Below are 14,991 nucleotides of genomic sequence, written 5' to 3'. Positions count from 1 at the left end.
TTCGCTAAGCCATTATTTCTCTTGAATGGCCGGGTAATCGTGGATCACCCTGAGATGCGTTGCATTCCTTATACGTGCCAGCCAGTATCCTGTAATGGCCACAGTAGTCCCCTCCTCCTCCGGCAGTACACGTGAAGGCAGCACTGCTGGCGTACTCGCACTCGTGGTAGAACTTACATATCATTATATCCCTCTGAATTTGAAATAATATAAATTAATATATTTTGCCATATAATATTAATAATTACTGCTTGATATAAGAGAGGATAATAACTTGATCCTGCATGTGAAGTTGCATGAAAGGCTGCACCCTGCAGACAACAGTAACCAGCAAAGGATAGTCGCTAGACGGTAAAAGGCTATTTAGTAAAGAAAGGATATACTCTACTAATGGCTTTTACCTTCCAGCCTCACGTCAACGACCCATCCCTAAAGGGAATGGGCTTGTGCAAACAAGCTCAGGTTGACTAGCCTAAGTGATTGTCGAAAAAACAAGAACTACGTTATCCCGGTCATAACACCTACGGATGTTAATCCTAGTCTGTAGCTCTGTAGCATGTGATTAAACAGTTCTGTTGGGTAGGAACAGTGTTGCATGCTTAACAAGCCAGGATAACATTGGCGAAGGATTACAACTCCGAAATGGAGATAGACAAAATGTTAGTCTACATAATTAACAAACATGGAAGACCATTAATGCCCTGCTCTCCAGGCAAAGCAAGGAAACTGCTGAAAGCAGGGAAGGCTATAGTTGTAAAGCGAGAGCCTTTTACACTGCAGCTACTCTATGGTAGCAGTGGTTACACACAACCAGTTGTTCTGGGAGTAGATGCTGGAAGCAAATTCATTGGTCTTTCTGCAACGACTGAAAACAAAGAACTCTTCTCATCAGAAGTACAGCTGAGAACAGATATAACCGACCTGATATCAACAAGAAGAGAATTAAGGAGAAAAAGAAGAAACAGGAAAACAAGATATAGACAAAAAAGATTCAATAACAGAACAAAATCGAAGAAACCCGGATGGATTGCTCCAACAATAAGAAACAGGATCAATACCCATCTCAAAGTAATAGAGAATATTCATAAGATATTGCCAGTAACATCAATCATTATCGAAACAGCTTCGTTCGATATCCAGAAGATAAAGAACCCTGATATCTCAGGAACAGAATATCAACAAGGAGAACAACTTGGATTCTGGAATGTCAGAGAATATGTTCTATTTAGAGATGATCACACTTGTCAGCATTGTAAAGGAAAATCAAAGGATCATATACTCAATTCCCATCATATCGAATCCAGAAAAACAGGAGGAAACAGACCTGATAACCTGTTAACCCTATGTGAAACCTGTCATGATCAATACCATAAAGGAAAGATAGTTCTTGATATGTTAAAGATCAGAGGATTCAAGCATCAGACATTCATGGGAATAATGAGAAACTATTTGCTCAAAGAGCTGAAAGCGAAGTATCAGAAAGTAAAGAATACGTTCGGATACATTACCAAGAACACCAGGATCCAGAACAACCTACCTAAATCGCATCATATCGATGCATTTTGCATAACAGGGAACATTAAAGCAGAAAGACTTCCCTACTATTTCTTGCAAAAACAGATGCGCAAGCATAATAGGCAGATTCACAAGGCAAATCCATCTAAAAATGGAATAAGAAAACTGAACCAAGCTCCTTATATAATTCAGGGATTCAGATTATTTGACAAAGTACTCTACAATAACACAAAATGTTTCATATTCGGCAGAAGGAAATCAGGATACTTTGACCTCAGGACATTATCAGGAGAAATCATTCATCGTTCTGCAAAATGCAAAGAGCTTATATTATTGACAGCCAGAAGAACATTAATTATGGAAGTAAAATGGAGTGACGCAATTCCTCCCATCCCCTAAAGGGAATGGGTTTCCTGCTTAGATATTATGAATTTGCGGAGAAATGCCAATGAGAACGATTATTACCCTGACGATGAACCCTGCTATTGATAAGAGCACAAGCACTGAACATGTGATACCCGAACACAAGCTCTACTGCAAGCCTGCTCAGTATGAGCCAGGTGGAGGTGGTGTCAATGTGTCCAGAGCTATAAAGAAACTGGGAGGCGAATCGCTGCTGGTATATCCATCAGGAGGCATGGCCGGACAGATGCTCAATAACCTTCTGGAGCAGGAAGGAGTTAAACAGAGGGCATTGCCCATTGAGGGAATGACCCGGGAAAACCTTATAGTGCTGGAGGGGTCCACAGGACAACAGTACCGCTTCGGGATGCCCGGTCCTCAGCTGCAGGCAGGTGAATGGGAGCAGTGCCTCCGCGAACTGTCCTCGGCCAGCCCGGCGCCGGATTACCTGATAGCCAGCGGGAGTCTTCCCATGGGTGTACCGTCAGACTACTATGCCCGTGTGGCACGTGTCGGGAAGGACATAGGTGCAAAGGTCATCGTTGACGCATCCGGTGAAGCACTTGAGAAGGCGCTGCAGGAAGGTGTCTATCTCATCAAGCCCAACATACGCGAATTCCAGAATCTTGCAGGCCAGGATGTCATGGAGGAGCAGCAGATACTGGACGCGGCCAGGAAGATCATAAAAGATGGGATGTGCGAAGTAATAGTAATATCCCTCGGTGCGGCCGGCGCCCTGCTTGTCTCTGAAGATATGGTCGAGCGCATGGTCCCGCCCACAGTACCCATTATCAGCAAAGTGGGAGCCGGCGACAGCATGGTCGCAGGTATCGTCCTGGGTCTGTCAATGGACAAGACACTTAGAGAGGCGGTCCTGTATGGACTGGCTGCCGGTTCTGCAGCTGTCATGACCCCGGGGACAGAACTGTGCCGGAAAGAGGACACTGAACGCCTCTACGCAAAAATGATATAACCGCCCAGCCACTTACAAACAGCACGATCAGGAGACGAAAATGCAGGAATTGCTCATTGAAAGACGGTCCATCGCCTATTTCTCAATGGAGATAGGCATCGAAGAAAGGATACACACTTACAGCGGCGGCCTTGGAATACTCGCCGGCGACACTATCCGCTCATCGGCCGACCTTAAAGTGCCCATGATAGCGGTCACTCTGCTCTACCGTAAAGGGTACTTCCGCCAGCGTCTTGGAGATGACGGATGGCAGCATGAAGAGTCTGCACCATGGAAGGTGGAGGATTTCATGCACGAGATGTCCGCGAGGGTCCAGGTGACCGTGCATGGGAGAACCGTGCATTTGCGGGCCTGGAAATATGAGGTCAAAGGTATCACGGGCTTTAATGTGCCGGTCATCTTCCTTGACGCAGACCTGCCGGAGAACTCACAGTGGGACCGGACGCTTACCCATCACCTCTACGGCGGGGACAATTATTACCGTCTCTGCCAGGAGCTCATCCTCGGTGTCGGTGGTATCAGGATGCTCAGGGAGCTTGGTTACAGGAACATCCAGAGTTTCCATATGAATGAAGGACACGCCGCACTCCTTACCCTGGAATTGCTTGACGAGGAAGCAAAAAAAGCAGGCAGGGATCATCTTATAGAGAACGACCACAAAGCTGTGCAGAGAAGATGTGTGTTCACGACCCATACTATCGTGCCTGCCGGACATGACCAGTTTCCCCTGGAGATGGCACAGATGATCATCGGTCAAAGGGAGGATTTCTTTGCACTTGACGGAGTACTGCATAATGGTAATACCCTTAACATGACCCGTCTGGCCCTTAACCTGAGCCGCTATGTGAACGGTGTCGCCAAGAAGCATGGAGAAGCTTCCAGGCAACTGTTCGCCGGCTATTCCATCAATTCTATTACCAATGGAGTCCACGCTGCCACCTGGGTGTCAGAACCTTTCAGGCAGCTGTTCGATCAGTATATTCCTATGTGGCAGCGGGATAATTTCAGTCTCCGCTATGCCCTCAACATCCCAAAGGATAAAATATGGGATGCACATCTGCAGGCCAAAAGAAAACTGATCGAACTTGTCAACACTCAGACCGGCTCAGACCTGGATGAGGAAGTGCTGACCATCGGCTTTGCCAGAAGGGCTGCGACATACAAGAGAGGCGACCTTTTGTTCCAGGATATTGAGCGCCTTAAAAGTATATCTACCCATACCGGGAAGTTCCAGGTCATCTATGCAGGTAAAGCACATCCGAAAGACCAGGGAGGCAAGGAGCTCATCCAACGCATTTTCCAGGCAAAGCAGGCACTGGGCAAGGAGATAAAGTTGGTGTACCTTGAGAACTACAACATGACCCTGGGGGCAATGATGACCGCAGGGGTTGACATCTGGCTGAACACACCCGAGCCTCCGATGGAAGCCTCCGGTACAAGCGGGATGAAAGCTGCCCTTAACGGTGTCCCCAACCTGAGCGTGCCGGACGGATGGTGGATAGAAGGGCACATCGAAGGGCTGACCGGCTGGTCTATCGGTAATGGAATCCCGGAAAATGCAGAGGATCGCAACCATTCAAAGGATGCGGAGTCACTCTACGACAAGATGGAAAATATAGTCATTCCCCTCTACTACCAGGATCCGGGGCGTTTCATCGATATGATGCGCTATTCCATCGCCATAAACGGTTCATTCTTCAATACCCACAGGATGATGCAGGAGTATGTGCTCAACGCCTATTTCTCCTGCTGAGCGGGACTTAGCCCCGGAATTTCGTATAAGATCAACTACAAATCGATGTGAGATTTGACTAGGCACTGAAACCATCATATGCAGATAGATATATAAGTATAAATTCTACTCTAGAATAAAGGGACTAGTTTGGAAAATCAAACTAAGTTCATTTGTGTGTATGATCTTAGTTATCAGCAAGGACAAAGATCAATCATGCTCTACAGATCGGGGGTAATTGGTGTATGACAAGTAGTAATCTATTCGATCTTACTGGCAAGGTTGCAATTGTAACCGGTGCCTCTAGCGGGTTGGGAGTACAGTTTGCTAAAGCATTAGCTAATGCCGGAGCAAATATTACCATTGCAGCAAGAAGAATTGAGAAGTTAGAAGCACTTAAAAGAGAACTGGAAGAAATTGGCGTAAAGTGTCTCGCAGTAAAGTGCGATGTTTTGATAGAAGATGATGTCATAAATGTGGTCGAGCGCACAGTTGAAGAATTCGGGAAACTGGACATTCTGGTAAATAACGCTGGAACGTCTTCTTTTGCACCGGCGGAAGATATGACTGGAGAAGAATGGGATAAAGTGCTTGATACAAATCTCAGAGGTGTGTTCTTCTTCGCAAAACATGCTGCCAGAAAGATGAAAGAACGCAATTATGGCAGGATAATCAACATAGCTTCAATGTACGGTGTAATTGGAAATACACAATATCCAGTCTCTTCCTATCATGCGTCAAAAGGAGGAGAGGTGAACCTTACAAGAGCACTGGCAGGCGAGTGGGCACAATACGGAATTACTGTGAATGCTATAGGACCCGGATTCTTTGAGTCTGAGATGACGAAAGATCTCATCTCCGACGATGAGTTTCAGAATTTCATTCGTTCAAGATGTCCCATGAAACGAATTGGCAGACCGGGTGAGATGGATGGTTTGCTTATATATCTTGCATCTGACAATTCCAGTTATTTGACGGGCCAGCACATCTGTGTTGATGGAGGATGGGCTGCTGTATGATTTCCAACTAAAGGTTTTCCCATCAAGCCAATTTCAAGAACCATCTGTTCTATTCTCTTTTTCGAGATGGATGTAAGTAAGGAATTCCACGAAGATGACAGGGCCTTCCTTACCTCATTTATTGAAATTACCATTCATTCCATAGGCTCGTACCTGAAACCAAATCCTAGCTCCTTCAAAGCCAGCAGGGCCATCAGCATTACGCAGAAAATGAAGAACACGGATACAAAACATGCAAAATTATAATGGAAGAAATTCACATCTGACAGGTTCACATTCATGAAGACAAAGATGCTCAGAGGCTCATTGTATACTGGGTGAACTACCACCCTATTCATAGGGTGGCTTCCTGCTTCATCGTCAAATCCAACGACTCAATTCCACAGGCTTGAACTGTAGTTCCTACAGCACGATTTAGAATATTGATAGCTGCATTGTGGTCACGGTCAAGAACTAATCCACAGTATGGACAATTATGTACCCTTACTGCAAGTGGTTTCTCGACTTTTTGACCACATTTGCTACAAAGTTGTGATGTATTATATGGATTGACTAATTCTACAAACTTACCAGCTTCTTCCGCTTTGTATTTTGTAATCTGAATTAGATTACTCCATGATGCATCATGTATTGATTTTGAAAGTCTTGAATTTTTAACCATATTCTTTACATTCAGGTCTTCAAAAGCTATGAAATCGTAAGCAGTAATGAGTTTCCTACTTATTTTATGGTTAAAATCATTTCTTTGATTGCGTATTTTTCGATGCAATCTGTTTGCCTTGTCACATTGTTTTTTCCAATTATGAGAAAACTTCCTTTTTTTGCTAAGATTACGTTGTTGTTTCTTTAATTCATCCTCTGTATTGCGATAATAATTTGGAGAATCTATTTGAGTACCATCACTTAATGTAATCAGAGAATTAAGTCCTACATCAATACCAACAAAAGTAACAGGTTCTACAGGTGTTGTATTATTCTCAATGACTACAGAGAATGTAACATACCATTGTTTACCATCTCTGCGGATAGTACAAGTCTTGATTTTACCTTCAATTTCTCTATGTTGAACTATCTTAATTTCTCCAATCTTTGATAACTTCAACTTTTTTCCAGAAATGCTAAAACCAGATTGTGGATAGGTAAAACTATTATATCTTTTCTTACCTTTGAAACGAGGATAACCTGCTTTGGCACCTCCATTCTTACATCGTCTAAAAAAGTTATCAAAGGATTTGCCTAATCTCCTGATTACATCCTGTTTAACCTGAGAATGAACATCGATATCAAATTCAAGATATTGAACCTGATATAATTGTTCCATTGTTGATAATCCCTGATTGCATCTTTCATATGCATTTCTACGGTCTGCAAGAAATTCGTTATAGATATATCTACAAACATCAAGTGTCTTATTCAAAGTCACTTCCTGTTGTTTTGTAGGATATAATCTAAACTTATATGATTTTTGCATTAGATACCTATAGGTCAGCAACGTTTAAATATCTTTCGTGCCTATAGGTAAATATGTCTTATTCAAGCTCTGCTGTTTATGAAATCAATTATCATATCGTATGGTGTACTAAATATCGAAAACAAGTTATGAACGATGAATTAAAACAATTTCTCGATGACCAGATAAGAACTATTGCCGATTCTAAGGAATGGGAAATACTTGAACTTGAAGTCATGCCCGAATATATACATCTCTTCATATCTGCACCACCATTCATAGCACCTACTGATATCGTTAAGATAATGAAAGGAGTGACTACAAAAAGAGTATTCCAGAAGTTCCCTGAACTACGAAAAAAAGAATTTTGGGGTAATCATCTTTGGTCACCAAGTTATTATGTTGGTTCACATGGTCAAGTATCTGCTGAAACAATTAAGAAATACATTGATGGAAGTTCCAATAGGGGCCGTAATTCATCCACCTGTTCCAGTTCAGAGAACTGGAACTCCCATTAAATCTTCGATTTAACGTGAGTTTAAAAACGGCGGTCTTCTTACTTCAACGTGATAAAAACATTATGAATTTATACTATTATACTATAGAATAATTATTAATATATAAAGTGATTCTATTAGGTAAACTATCGCAATTACGTAAATACCTGCATAAAAGAAGTAAATATAGAAGCATTACTCAGATCTGTTAAGTAGCAAGTGCCCCACGCACAAAGCTTGCAAGAGCACACGACAGATCAGTCTACACAGCTACAAAGCACATGACAGATAAAACGGAAGAGAATAAGAGACTTAAAAAACTGGTTGCATCCTCAGAGGAGCTTTTCCAGAGTTCTGCCACAGAGATCGATTATCAGAAGATCATAGATGACCTTGCCGAAATATCAGGGGCCAGGTATGGAGCCTTCAACCTGTTAAATGAGGATGAGAAATGCTTTACTACCGTAGCTATCTCAGGATCATTTGAGTACGTTAACAAAGCCAGTTCGATACTGGGGATCGAACTTGCCGGGAAAAGGTGGGACATTGACAGTCGTATAGAAGACCGGATCAAAAACAGGAATATCACTCGTTTTAAAGCTCTATGTGAACTGACCGATGGCATAGTCCCGCACGGGACCATAAAGCTCCTGGAGAAGATATTCGGCATAGGAGAGATAGTTGTAGCAAAGATAGTAAAGGATAACATCATAATCGGCTACTTCGTTCTCCTGATGACCTCTGGCGAAACAATGGCAAATGAGGAGCTAGTCGAGATAAATGTACGTCAGGCAGGACTTCTGATCAGCCGCAAAAGAGCAGAAGAACAGCTGCAATTCCAACTCCGGTTACAGGAACTGGTGGCTGGCATATCAGCCAGGTTTGTCAGCGTCCGCAATGAAAGGCTCAACGATACTGTTGACAATGCACTCCGGATGTGCGGGAGTTTCTTTGGTATCGATCGTTGTTGTATCTATCTCTTTTCAGATGATGGCAAGACAATGAGTATGGCTCATGAATGGTGTGCGCCTGGGACAACGTCCTTGATGGCCCATATACAGAGCTTTCCGGTGGACAGTCTGCCATGGTTAGCAAAACGCATCTTCGATCTTGAACCACTCCACATCCCCGATACAGAGGGACTTCCGCCTGAAGCAGATGCGGAAAAAGAAGAGTTTAGGAAATGTTCCACAAGATCTGTCCTCAACGTCCCGATGGAAAACAGCGGAAATGCCATTGGCATGATCGGGTTTGAGACGGTCTGGAAGAAACATACATGGTCCCATGAACAGATATCTTTATTAGGGGTCGTGGCCGGGATAATTACCAGCGCTTTTGAAAGGAAGCGAGAGGATGAAGAACTGCGTAAAAGAGAAATGCAACTGAGCAATGCACAGAAAATAGGGCATATGGGCAGTTGGGAGTTTGATCTGAACACCGGCACTGTGCAGGCTTCGGAAGAAGCGCTTAAAATCTACGGAGTAGAAGACAAACCATTTACCATTGCTGAAGCGCAGAAAGTCCCATTGGCGGAATATCGGGAACTGCTTGACAAAGCCCTGAAAGATCTGGTAGACGGAAAGCGGTCATATGATGTGAAATTCCGCATAGCAAGGCAAAACGACGCACAGATAAGGGATATACATTCTGTCGCAGAGTATAATTCACAGCGCAACACGGTCATTGGCACTATACAGGACATCACAGAGCGAAAGCTTGCAGAAGAGAAACTTGCCGAGGAAGCTGTATGGCGGCGTCTGCTTATCGAGCAATCCAGGGACGGAGCCGTGATCGTTGACATGAACGGTAAGGTCTATGAGGCGAACCGGAAATATGCACAGATGCTTGGTTACACCCCTGAGGAAGTGCTTGAACTACATATATGGGACTGGGATAAGCAATGGACACGCGAGCAATTACTGGATATATTGCAGGATGTCCGGTCCACAGAAGAGTATTTCCTGACACGTCACACCCGCAAGGACGGGTCATTGATCGACGTGGAGATCAGCTCCTGTGAAGTTATGCGAAGTGGGCGCAGGCTTGTATTCTGCGCCTGCAGGGACATTTCCGATCGCGTACGCACCCAGGAAGCGCTGCGTGAGAGTGAGAAGAACTATCGCGAGATATTCAATTCCACCAACGAGGACATTTTCATTCATGATATTACCACCAGGAAGATAATCGATGTGAACGAGGCCATGCTGAAGATGTATGGCTACTCCAGCAAGGAAAGAGTGCTTGCAGGAAACATAGGCGACCTGAGTGCAAACGTACCTCACTATACTGAAGAGGATGTTCTGAAGCACACATTGAGAACCATTGACCAGGGGCCTCATATATTCGAATGGCTGGCAAAGAAAGAGAATGGGGAGCATTTCTGGGTAGAGGTATCCCAGAAGAGAACCGAGATTGGTGGCAATGACAGGATACTTGCCGTGGTCCGTGACATCAACGAGCGCAAGATAGCCCAGGAACAGTTGCAGAAGAGAACCGATACACTTGATATGGCCCTCGAAGCGACTTGCGCCGGGATATGGGATTTGGATATTGTCACCGGTCATATCAACCTGGAGGGACGGGACAGCTGGGAAAAGATAACCGGATACACCAATGATGACTTCGCGGATTTCAGCATGGAGCTCTGGTCCTTGCTAATTCATCCTGATGATGTGGAATATGTTACAGGAGAACTGCAAGCAACAATAGCCTCCGGAAAAGAGTACTATCTGGCTGAATACCGCATGAAACACAAAGATGGACGATGGGTATGGGTCCAGGCCAATGGAAGGATCTCCCGGTATGACAAGAATGGAAGGCCTCTGCGCATGCATGGAACCCATACAGCTATCAATGAGCGCAAAGAGATCGAAAGCAAACTCAAGTCCAGTGAGGAGAACTTCCGGACACTTTTTGCGACCCTTGACTATATAATCATAGTAGGAACAGACAAGGGTAAAGTACTGTATGCAAATCCCGCACTTTTCAACCGGCTTGGTTACACTTTTGAAGAGATATCCGGGGTGGGAATGTCTGGAATGTACTCTCACAGGCATCTGAGCAAGGCCAGAGAATCCTTTTCCTCAACATTGAAAGGTGAGAAGGACACATGCATCCTGCCGCTTCAGCACAGGAACGGGACCCTTATTCCTGTAGAGACACGCTGCTGGGCAGGCAAATGGGACGGCTATGACTGTATATTTTCCATCTCAAAAGATCTTTCACAGCAACAGGCGGCTTTAACCAAATTCCAGAAACTCTTTGACAGCAATCCTGCACTTATGGCATTGGCAAGTTATCCCGACTTTACGCTTGTCGATGTGAACAGGGCGTTCCTGCAAAAAGTGAAACTACCCAGGCAAGAAGTGGTAGGTAAAACAGCTCGTGAACTGGAACTTGCTGACATTGATACACTGTTGCAGATCAGAGGAGAACTGGAAACCACTGGTAAAGTACAGAATAAGGAAATAACCACGATCATAAAGGGAGGTGAGGTCGTTAACGGCCTGTTCTCCTGCGAGATAATACATGACCTCGCTCAGAAGTTCTTCCTGATCGCGATCACTGATATAACTGCCCAGAAAAGGGCCGAGGAAGATGCTACGGCCGCAAGCAAGGCCAAGTCGGAATTCCTCGCCAACATGAGCCACGAGATGCGCACTCCGCTCAACGGGATAATCGGGTTTACCGACCTGCTAATGCAAACCGACCTGAAGGAGCCTCAAACGCAATACATGAAGGCGGTCTATACATCTGCAACCTCTTTACTGGACCTGATAAATGACGTCCTGGATCTCTCGAAGATAGAGGCAGGCAAACTGGAGCTTGACCCGGAGAGGACAGACCTCATTGAGCTGTCAGAACAGATAGCTGACATTGTGAAATACAAGGCTCATGAGAAGGGACTGGAACTATTACTGAACATCTCCCCTGACCTTCCCCGCTATATCGTTGCCGACCGGCTAAGACTGAAGCAAGTGCTGGTGAACCTTTTAGGTAATGCGGTGAAATTCACGGAAACGGGAGAGATAGAATTAAAAGTTGAAGCTTCCCCGGTCCCGGGCACTAACGATATGGATTTCACATTTTCCGTGAGGGACACGGGAATAGGTATTGCAAAGGAAACATTCCCAGGAATATTCAGTTCATTCTCACAGGCCGATTGTTCAATCACCCGCAAATATGGAGGTAGCGGGCTTGGCCTGGCGATCTCGAACAAGTTGCTTGAAAAGATGGGGTCCAGGCTTGAATTTGTCAGTGAGGCCGGGAAGGGCAGCACATTTCATTTCACCGTATCCTTCCCTGCAGAAGCAGGAGAACTTAAGATCAAAGGCAGCTTTGCAGATATCCACACAGCATTGATCGTGGATGACAACAGCAGCAATCGCTCCATATTGCAGAACATGCTCCATGCAGCAGGCATTAAAGCAGATACGGCTTCAAGCGGCCAGGAGGCACTTGGGATGATCTCCTGTCAGAATAACTATGATCTGATCATAACCGACTATCTCATGCCTGCTATGGACGGACTTGAACTTGTCCGCAAAATGCGCGAAGAACTGGGTATTCTTCCTGACAGCCAGCCTGTCATAATACTGCACAACTCCGCTGATAGCTTGTATGTTCATGAAAGATGCAAAACCCTGAGTATACGGTCCTGCATAGCAAAGCCGACAGGAATGAAACAGCTTCTGGGAGCTGCTGCCGGGTTGCACTCTGTCCAGGACGAACAGAATGGAACATGCAGGGTATCAGAGAAGGCTTTGCCAGAAAAGCAGTTCCAAACCGGGTACACTATCCTGATAGCAGAAGATAACGTCATCAATATGGCCCTGGCTTCGGCCATCATCTCGGGAGCCTTGCCACACTTAAACCTAATTAAGGCATGTAATGGAAAAGAAGCTGTCAGGGCATTCAGGGACAACAGACCGGATATGATATTCATGGATATCCAGATGCCTGAGATAAGCGGATATGATGCGTCCAGGATCATCCGGGAGATAGAGGCGATAGCCGGTGGTCATGTACCTATAATTGCCCTTACCGCAGGAACGATAAAGGGTGAGAAGGAGCGCTGTATGGACGCAGGTATGGATGACTATACCACCAAACCGGTTGTGTCGGCCACCATCAGGTCCCTTTTGGATAAGTGGTTGCCGGGATGCAAAACCTGCAAAAAAGAGGCTGTTGAAAACAGAACATTCTCCAGTGTCCATTTTGACAGGGAAAGGCTGCTGGACAGTGTGAACGGTGATGAGAACCTGCTTAACAAACTTACAGGTATGGCAGTAAAGTCTTTTTCCCTGCAGCTTGAAAAGATCAGAGCCTCTTTCTCGCAGGGAGATACGGCGCAAATAAAACTTGAAACTCACAAAATGAAGGGGGCTGCACTCAATGTTGGCTTCAATCTCCTGGCAGAGCTTACAAAAGAGATAGAAGAGGCAGTAGAAACCGGTGAGGGCTCTATACCAAAAGTGCTGGAAGAGATAGAAAAGGAAATCAGAGCCCTGGAAAGCGACTTGGGAGATCACAAATCCTGATCTTGCTTTTACACCACTATAGACACTTGTTAATTAAGGTTTTAGAACATATCTTTTCGACTGGGACCTGTAACATCAAAATCTTAATCTAGGACGGCTTCATAAAAGCGATGGCTTTAATATAAAACGTGTTGTGGTTGGCTTGAGATTTAATGTGGTTATGGGTGTATTGGGTTCTATTCTCTGGCTGCTTGCCGGGTTCATGTTAATCCCATTGCTTGTTGCTGTATATTATAGAGAGCCGCTGCATACTTTTGTAATCCCTCTCCTGCTGATATTAATATTTGCTGTGCTTTTGAAATCATTCGTTAAGAAAGAAAGCGGGGAATGGAACCTTAAGGAAGGTTTTTTAATAGTGGCATCTGCATGGCTTCTTGCAGCAATATTCTATTCAATTCCCTACATGCTAGAAGGTGTCCCTCCAATAAATGCCCTGTTTGAATCCATGTCAGGAGTAACAGCTACCGGAGCAACTGCACTCACTGAGATTGAGAGTCATAGCAAAAGTCTGTTATTTTTGAGAAGTATGACCCAATGGCTTGGAGGCATGGGAATTATCATGTTGTTCGTTGCTATCCTGCCAAAACTCGGTGTAGCAGGAAGGCAGATATTCCGTGCAGAGGTTCCGGTCCTTCAGGAAGAAAAACTGCACCCGAGGATCAGGGGGACTGCAAAGAACCTGTGGTTCATTTATCTCCTGCTTTCCCTTCTCGAATTCATTCTCCTGAGCATCGCAGGATTGTCCCCTTATGACGCTATTACCCATACATTTACATCCATCTCATGCTCAGGTTTTTCCCCTTACTCTGACAGCATAGCAGCTTTCAACGACCCTCTGGTCGAGATCATTATCATGTGTTTCATGTTCCTGGGAGGAGCTAATTTTGCTCTCCACTACAGAACAATATTTTCGGATAGGAAAAGCCTGATAAATGATCAGGAGTTCAGGTTCTACTTTTTCATAATTGTGACTGCGACCCTTCTGCTCGCATATAATCTGTTCAGGACCGAGATATATTCACTTACTGATGCTTTCAGGTACAGCAGTTTCCATGTCATTTCTATCCTTACAACGACAGGTTATGCAACGGCTGATTTCAACCTATGGCCGGATTCATCCAGGTTCATACTGTTTTTACTGATGTTCATAGGAGGTTGCGCAGGTTCCACTTCAGGAGGCCTGAAGGTTGTGCGCCTGCTTCTTCTGCTAAAACACACAGAAAAGGTCCTCTTCAGGACAATTCATCCCAAGGCTGTCACACCTATCCGTTTGAACGATAAAATAATTCCCGAGGATGTCATGCATTCGATCGTATCCTTTATGGTGATATATATCATGATCTTCTTTACCAGTTCGGCCCTGCTCTCATTTATGGGGATGGATTTTGTCACTGCCCTGAGTGCTTCCATTGCAACCCTTGGAAATGTCGGACCTGGTCTCGGCCTTGTGGGCCCGATGGAAAGTTTTGACGCGATCCCTGACATGGGTAAGCTGATCCTGACCGCAAATATGTGGATAGGACGGCTTGAGGTCTTCACTGTGATTGTGCTGCTGACGCCGGCCTTCTGGAAGAAATGAAGTTATTCAGGCATCCGCTTTTTCGGGATATTTTTCAAGAAATGAGTTCATAAGGGTCAATTACCCAGACTGAAGTCGTGGGCATGTAAGATCGTTGCTCGTATGCGAGCTTTATTCTTATCGGTCTATTGACGAGACCTCTACGAGCTAATTGTTTTACAACAATATCGCCAGCTACTTTTCTCATTATGTTTAAACTTCCGTTGACATCTGCGTTGAGAAGAACACCGGTAATGCTTTTGAAGAGTCCTCTTTTAACCCTGCGTTTCTTTCCGTAAGGTTGT

General features: G+C 44.8%; 10 protein-coding genes and 1 pseudogene. 7 read left to right on the top strand and 4 right to left on the bottom strand.

Annotation, left to right across the window (positions count from 1 at the left end):
- Positions 1-4: 4 nt before the first annotated feature.
- On the bottom strand, positions 5-184 hold the full coding sequence (locus Q8J68_RS07570; protein WP_305310914.1) for a hypothetical protein: 180 nt from the start codon (positions 182-184) through the stop codon (positions 5-7).
- Positions 185-657: 473 nt separating this feature from the next.
- On the opposite strand from Q8J68_RS07570, the gene iscB reads away from it, so the two are divergent.
- From iscB to Q8J68_RS07550, 4 genes are all read left to right on the top strand, one after another.
- Complete coding sequence (gene iscB / locus Q8J68_RS07565; protein ID WP_305310913.1) at positions 658-1,914, top strand: RNA-guided endonuclease IscB; 1,257 nt, start codon at positions 658-660, stop codon at positions 1,912-1,914.
- Positions 1,915-1,963: 49 nt separating this feature from the next.
- The gene (locus tag Q8J68_RS07560) at positions 1,964-2,890 is read left to right on the top strand and encodes a 1-phosphofructokinase family hexose kinase (protein WP_305310912.1); all 927 of its coding nucleotides are present in this window, start codon (positions 1,964-1,966) and stop codon (positions 2,888-2,890) included.
- A 40-nt stretch (positions 2,891-2,930) separates the two neighbouring features.
- The gene (gene glgP / locus Q8J68_RS07555; RefSeq protein WP_305310911.1) at positions 2,931-4,643 is read left to right on the top strand and encodes an alpha-glucan family phosphorylase; all 1,713 of its coding nucleotides are present in this window, start codon (positions 2,931-2,933) and stop codon (positions 4,641-4,643) included.
- A gap of 224 nt (positions 4,644-4,867) precedes the next feature.
- A complete protein-coding gene (locus Q8J68_RS07550; protein WP_305310910.1) occupies positions 4,868-5,641 on the top strand; it encodes an SDR family NAD(P)-dependent oxidoreductase in 774 nt (257 codons plus the stop codon).
- A gap of 134 nt (positions 5,642-5,775) precedes the next feature.
- On the opposite strand, the gene Q8J68_RS07545 is transcribed toward Q8J68_RS07550, so the two are convergent.
- Together Q8J68_RS07545 and Q8J68_RS07540 are read right to left on the bottom strand one after the other, a co-directional pair.
- A complete protein-coding gene (locus Q8J68_RS07545; protein ID WP_305310909.1) occupies positions 5,776-5,979 on the bottom strand; it encodes a hypothetical protein in 204 nt (67 codons plus the stop codon).
- Entirely contained in the window at positions 5,976-7,112 is a 1,137-nt protein-coding gene (locus tag Q8J68_RS07540; RefSeq protein ID WP_305310908.1) for a transposase, read from the bottom strand. The genes Q8J68_RS07545 and Q8J68_RS07540 overlap by 4 nt, the downstream gene beginning before the upstream one ends.
- Positions 7,113-7,165: 53 nt before the next feature.
- Here Q8J68_RS07540 and tnpA point away from each other — a divergent pair, with 53 nt between their 5' ends.
- The 3 genes from tnpA (at position 7,166) to Q8J68_RS07525 (ending at position 14,707) form a co-directional block, all read left to right on the top strand.
- Positions 7,166-7,609 carry an IS200/IS605 family transposase gene (gene tnpA / locus Q8J68_RS07535; RefSeq protein WP_015052696.1) on the top strand — a complete coding sequence of 148 codons (444 nt, stop codon included), beginning with the start codon at positions 7,166-7,168 and terminating at the stop codon, positions 7,607-7,609.
- A 260-nt stretch (positions 7,610-7,869) separates the two neighbouring features.
- Complete coding sequence (locus Q8J68_RS07530) at positions 7,870-13,128, top strand: PAS domain S-box protein (protein WP_305310907.1); 5,259 nt, start codon at positions 7,870-7,872, stop codon at positions 13,126-13,128.
- Positions 13,129-13,270: 142 nt separating this feature from the next.
- On the top strand, positions 13,271-14,707 hold the full coding sequence (locus Q8J68_RS07525) for a TrkH family potassium uptake protein (RefSeq protein WP_305310906.1): 1,437 nt from the start codon (positions 13,271-13,273) through the stop codon (positions 14,705-14,707).
- A gap of 34 nt (positions 14,708-14,741) precedes the next feature.
- Here the strand turns inward: Q8J68_RS07525 and Q8J68_RS07520 are convergent.
- Positions 14,742-14,991 (bottom strand): annotated as a pseudogene (locus Q8J68_RS07520) (hypothetical protein); the annotation flags it as partial.

Origin of the sequence: Methanolobus sp., from assembly GCF_030682845.1 — an archaeon.
Classification (GTDB): Archaea; Halobacteriota; Methanosarcinia; order Methanosarcinales; family Methanosarcinaceae; genus Methanolobus.
This window is presented reverse-complemented; position numbering and strand designations above follow the sequence as displayed.

What these genes read in the sequence shown, in the direction of transcription:
- Q8J68_RS07570 (WP_305310914.1), bottom strand. Translation starts at nt 184, where the DNA reads ATGATATGTAAGTTCTACCACGAGTGCGAGTACGCCAGCAGTGCTGCC.
- iscB (WP_305310913.1), top strand. Translation starts at nt 658, where the DNA reads ATGTTAGTCTACATAATTAACAAACATGGAAGACCATTAATGCCCTGC.
- Q8J68_RS07560 (WP_305310912.1), top strand. Translation starts at nt 1,964, where the DNA reads ATGAGAACGATTATTACCCTGACGATGAACCCTGCTATTGATAAGAGC.
- glgP (WP_305310911.1), top strand. Translation starts at nt 2,931, where the DNA reads ATGCAGGAATTGCTCATTGAAAGACGGTCCATCGCCTATTTCTCAATG.
- Q8J68_RS07550 (WP_305310910.1), top strand. Translation starts at nt 4,868, where the DNA reads ATGACAAGTAGTAATCTATTCGATCTTACTGGCAAGGTTGCAATTGTA.
- Q8J68_RS07545 (WP_305310909.1), bottom strand. Translation starts at nt 5,979, where the DNA reads ATGAATAGGGTGGTAGTTCACCCAGTATACAATGAGCCTCTGAGCATC.
- Q8J68_RS07540 (WP_305310908.1), bottom strand. Translation starts at nt 7,112, where the DNA reads ATGCAAAAATCATATAAGTTTAGATTATATCCTACAAAACAACAGGAA.
- tnpA (WP_015052696.1), top strand. Translation starts at nt 7,166, where the DNA reads ATGTCTTATTCAAGCTCTGCTGTTTATGAAATCAATTATCATATCGTA.
- Q8J68_RS07530 (WP_305310907.1), top strand. Translation starts at nt 7,870, where the DNA reads ATGACAGATAAAACGGAAGAGAATAAGAGACTTAAAAAACTGGTTGCA.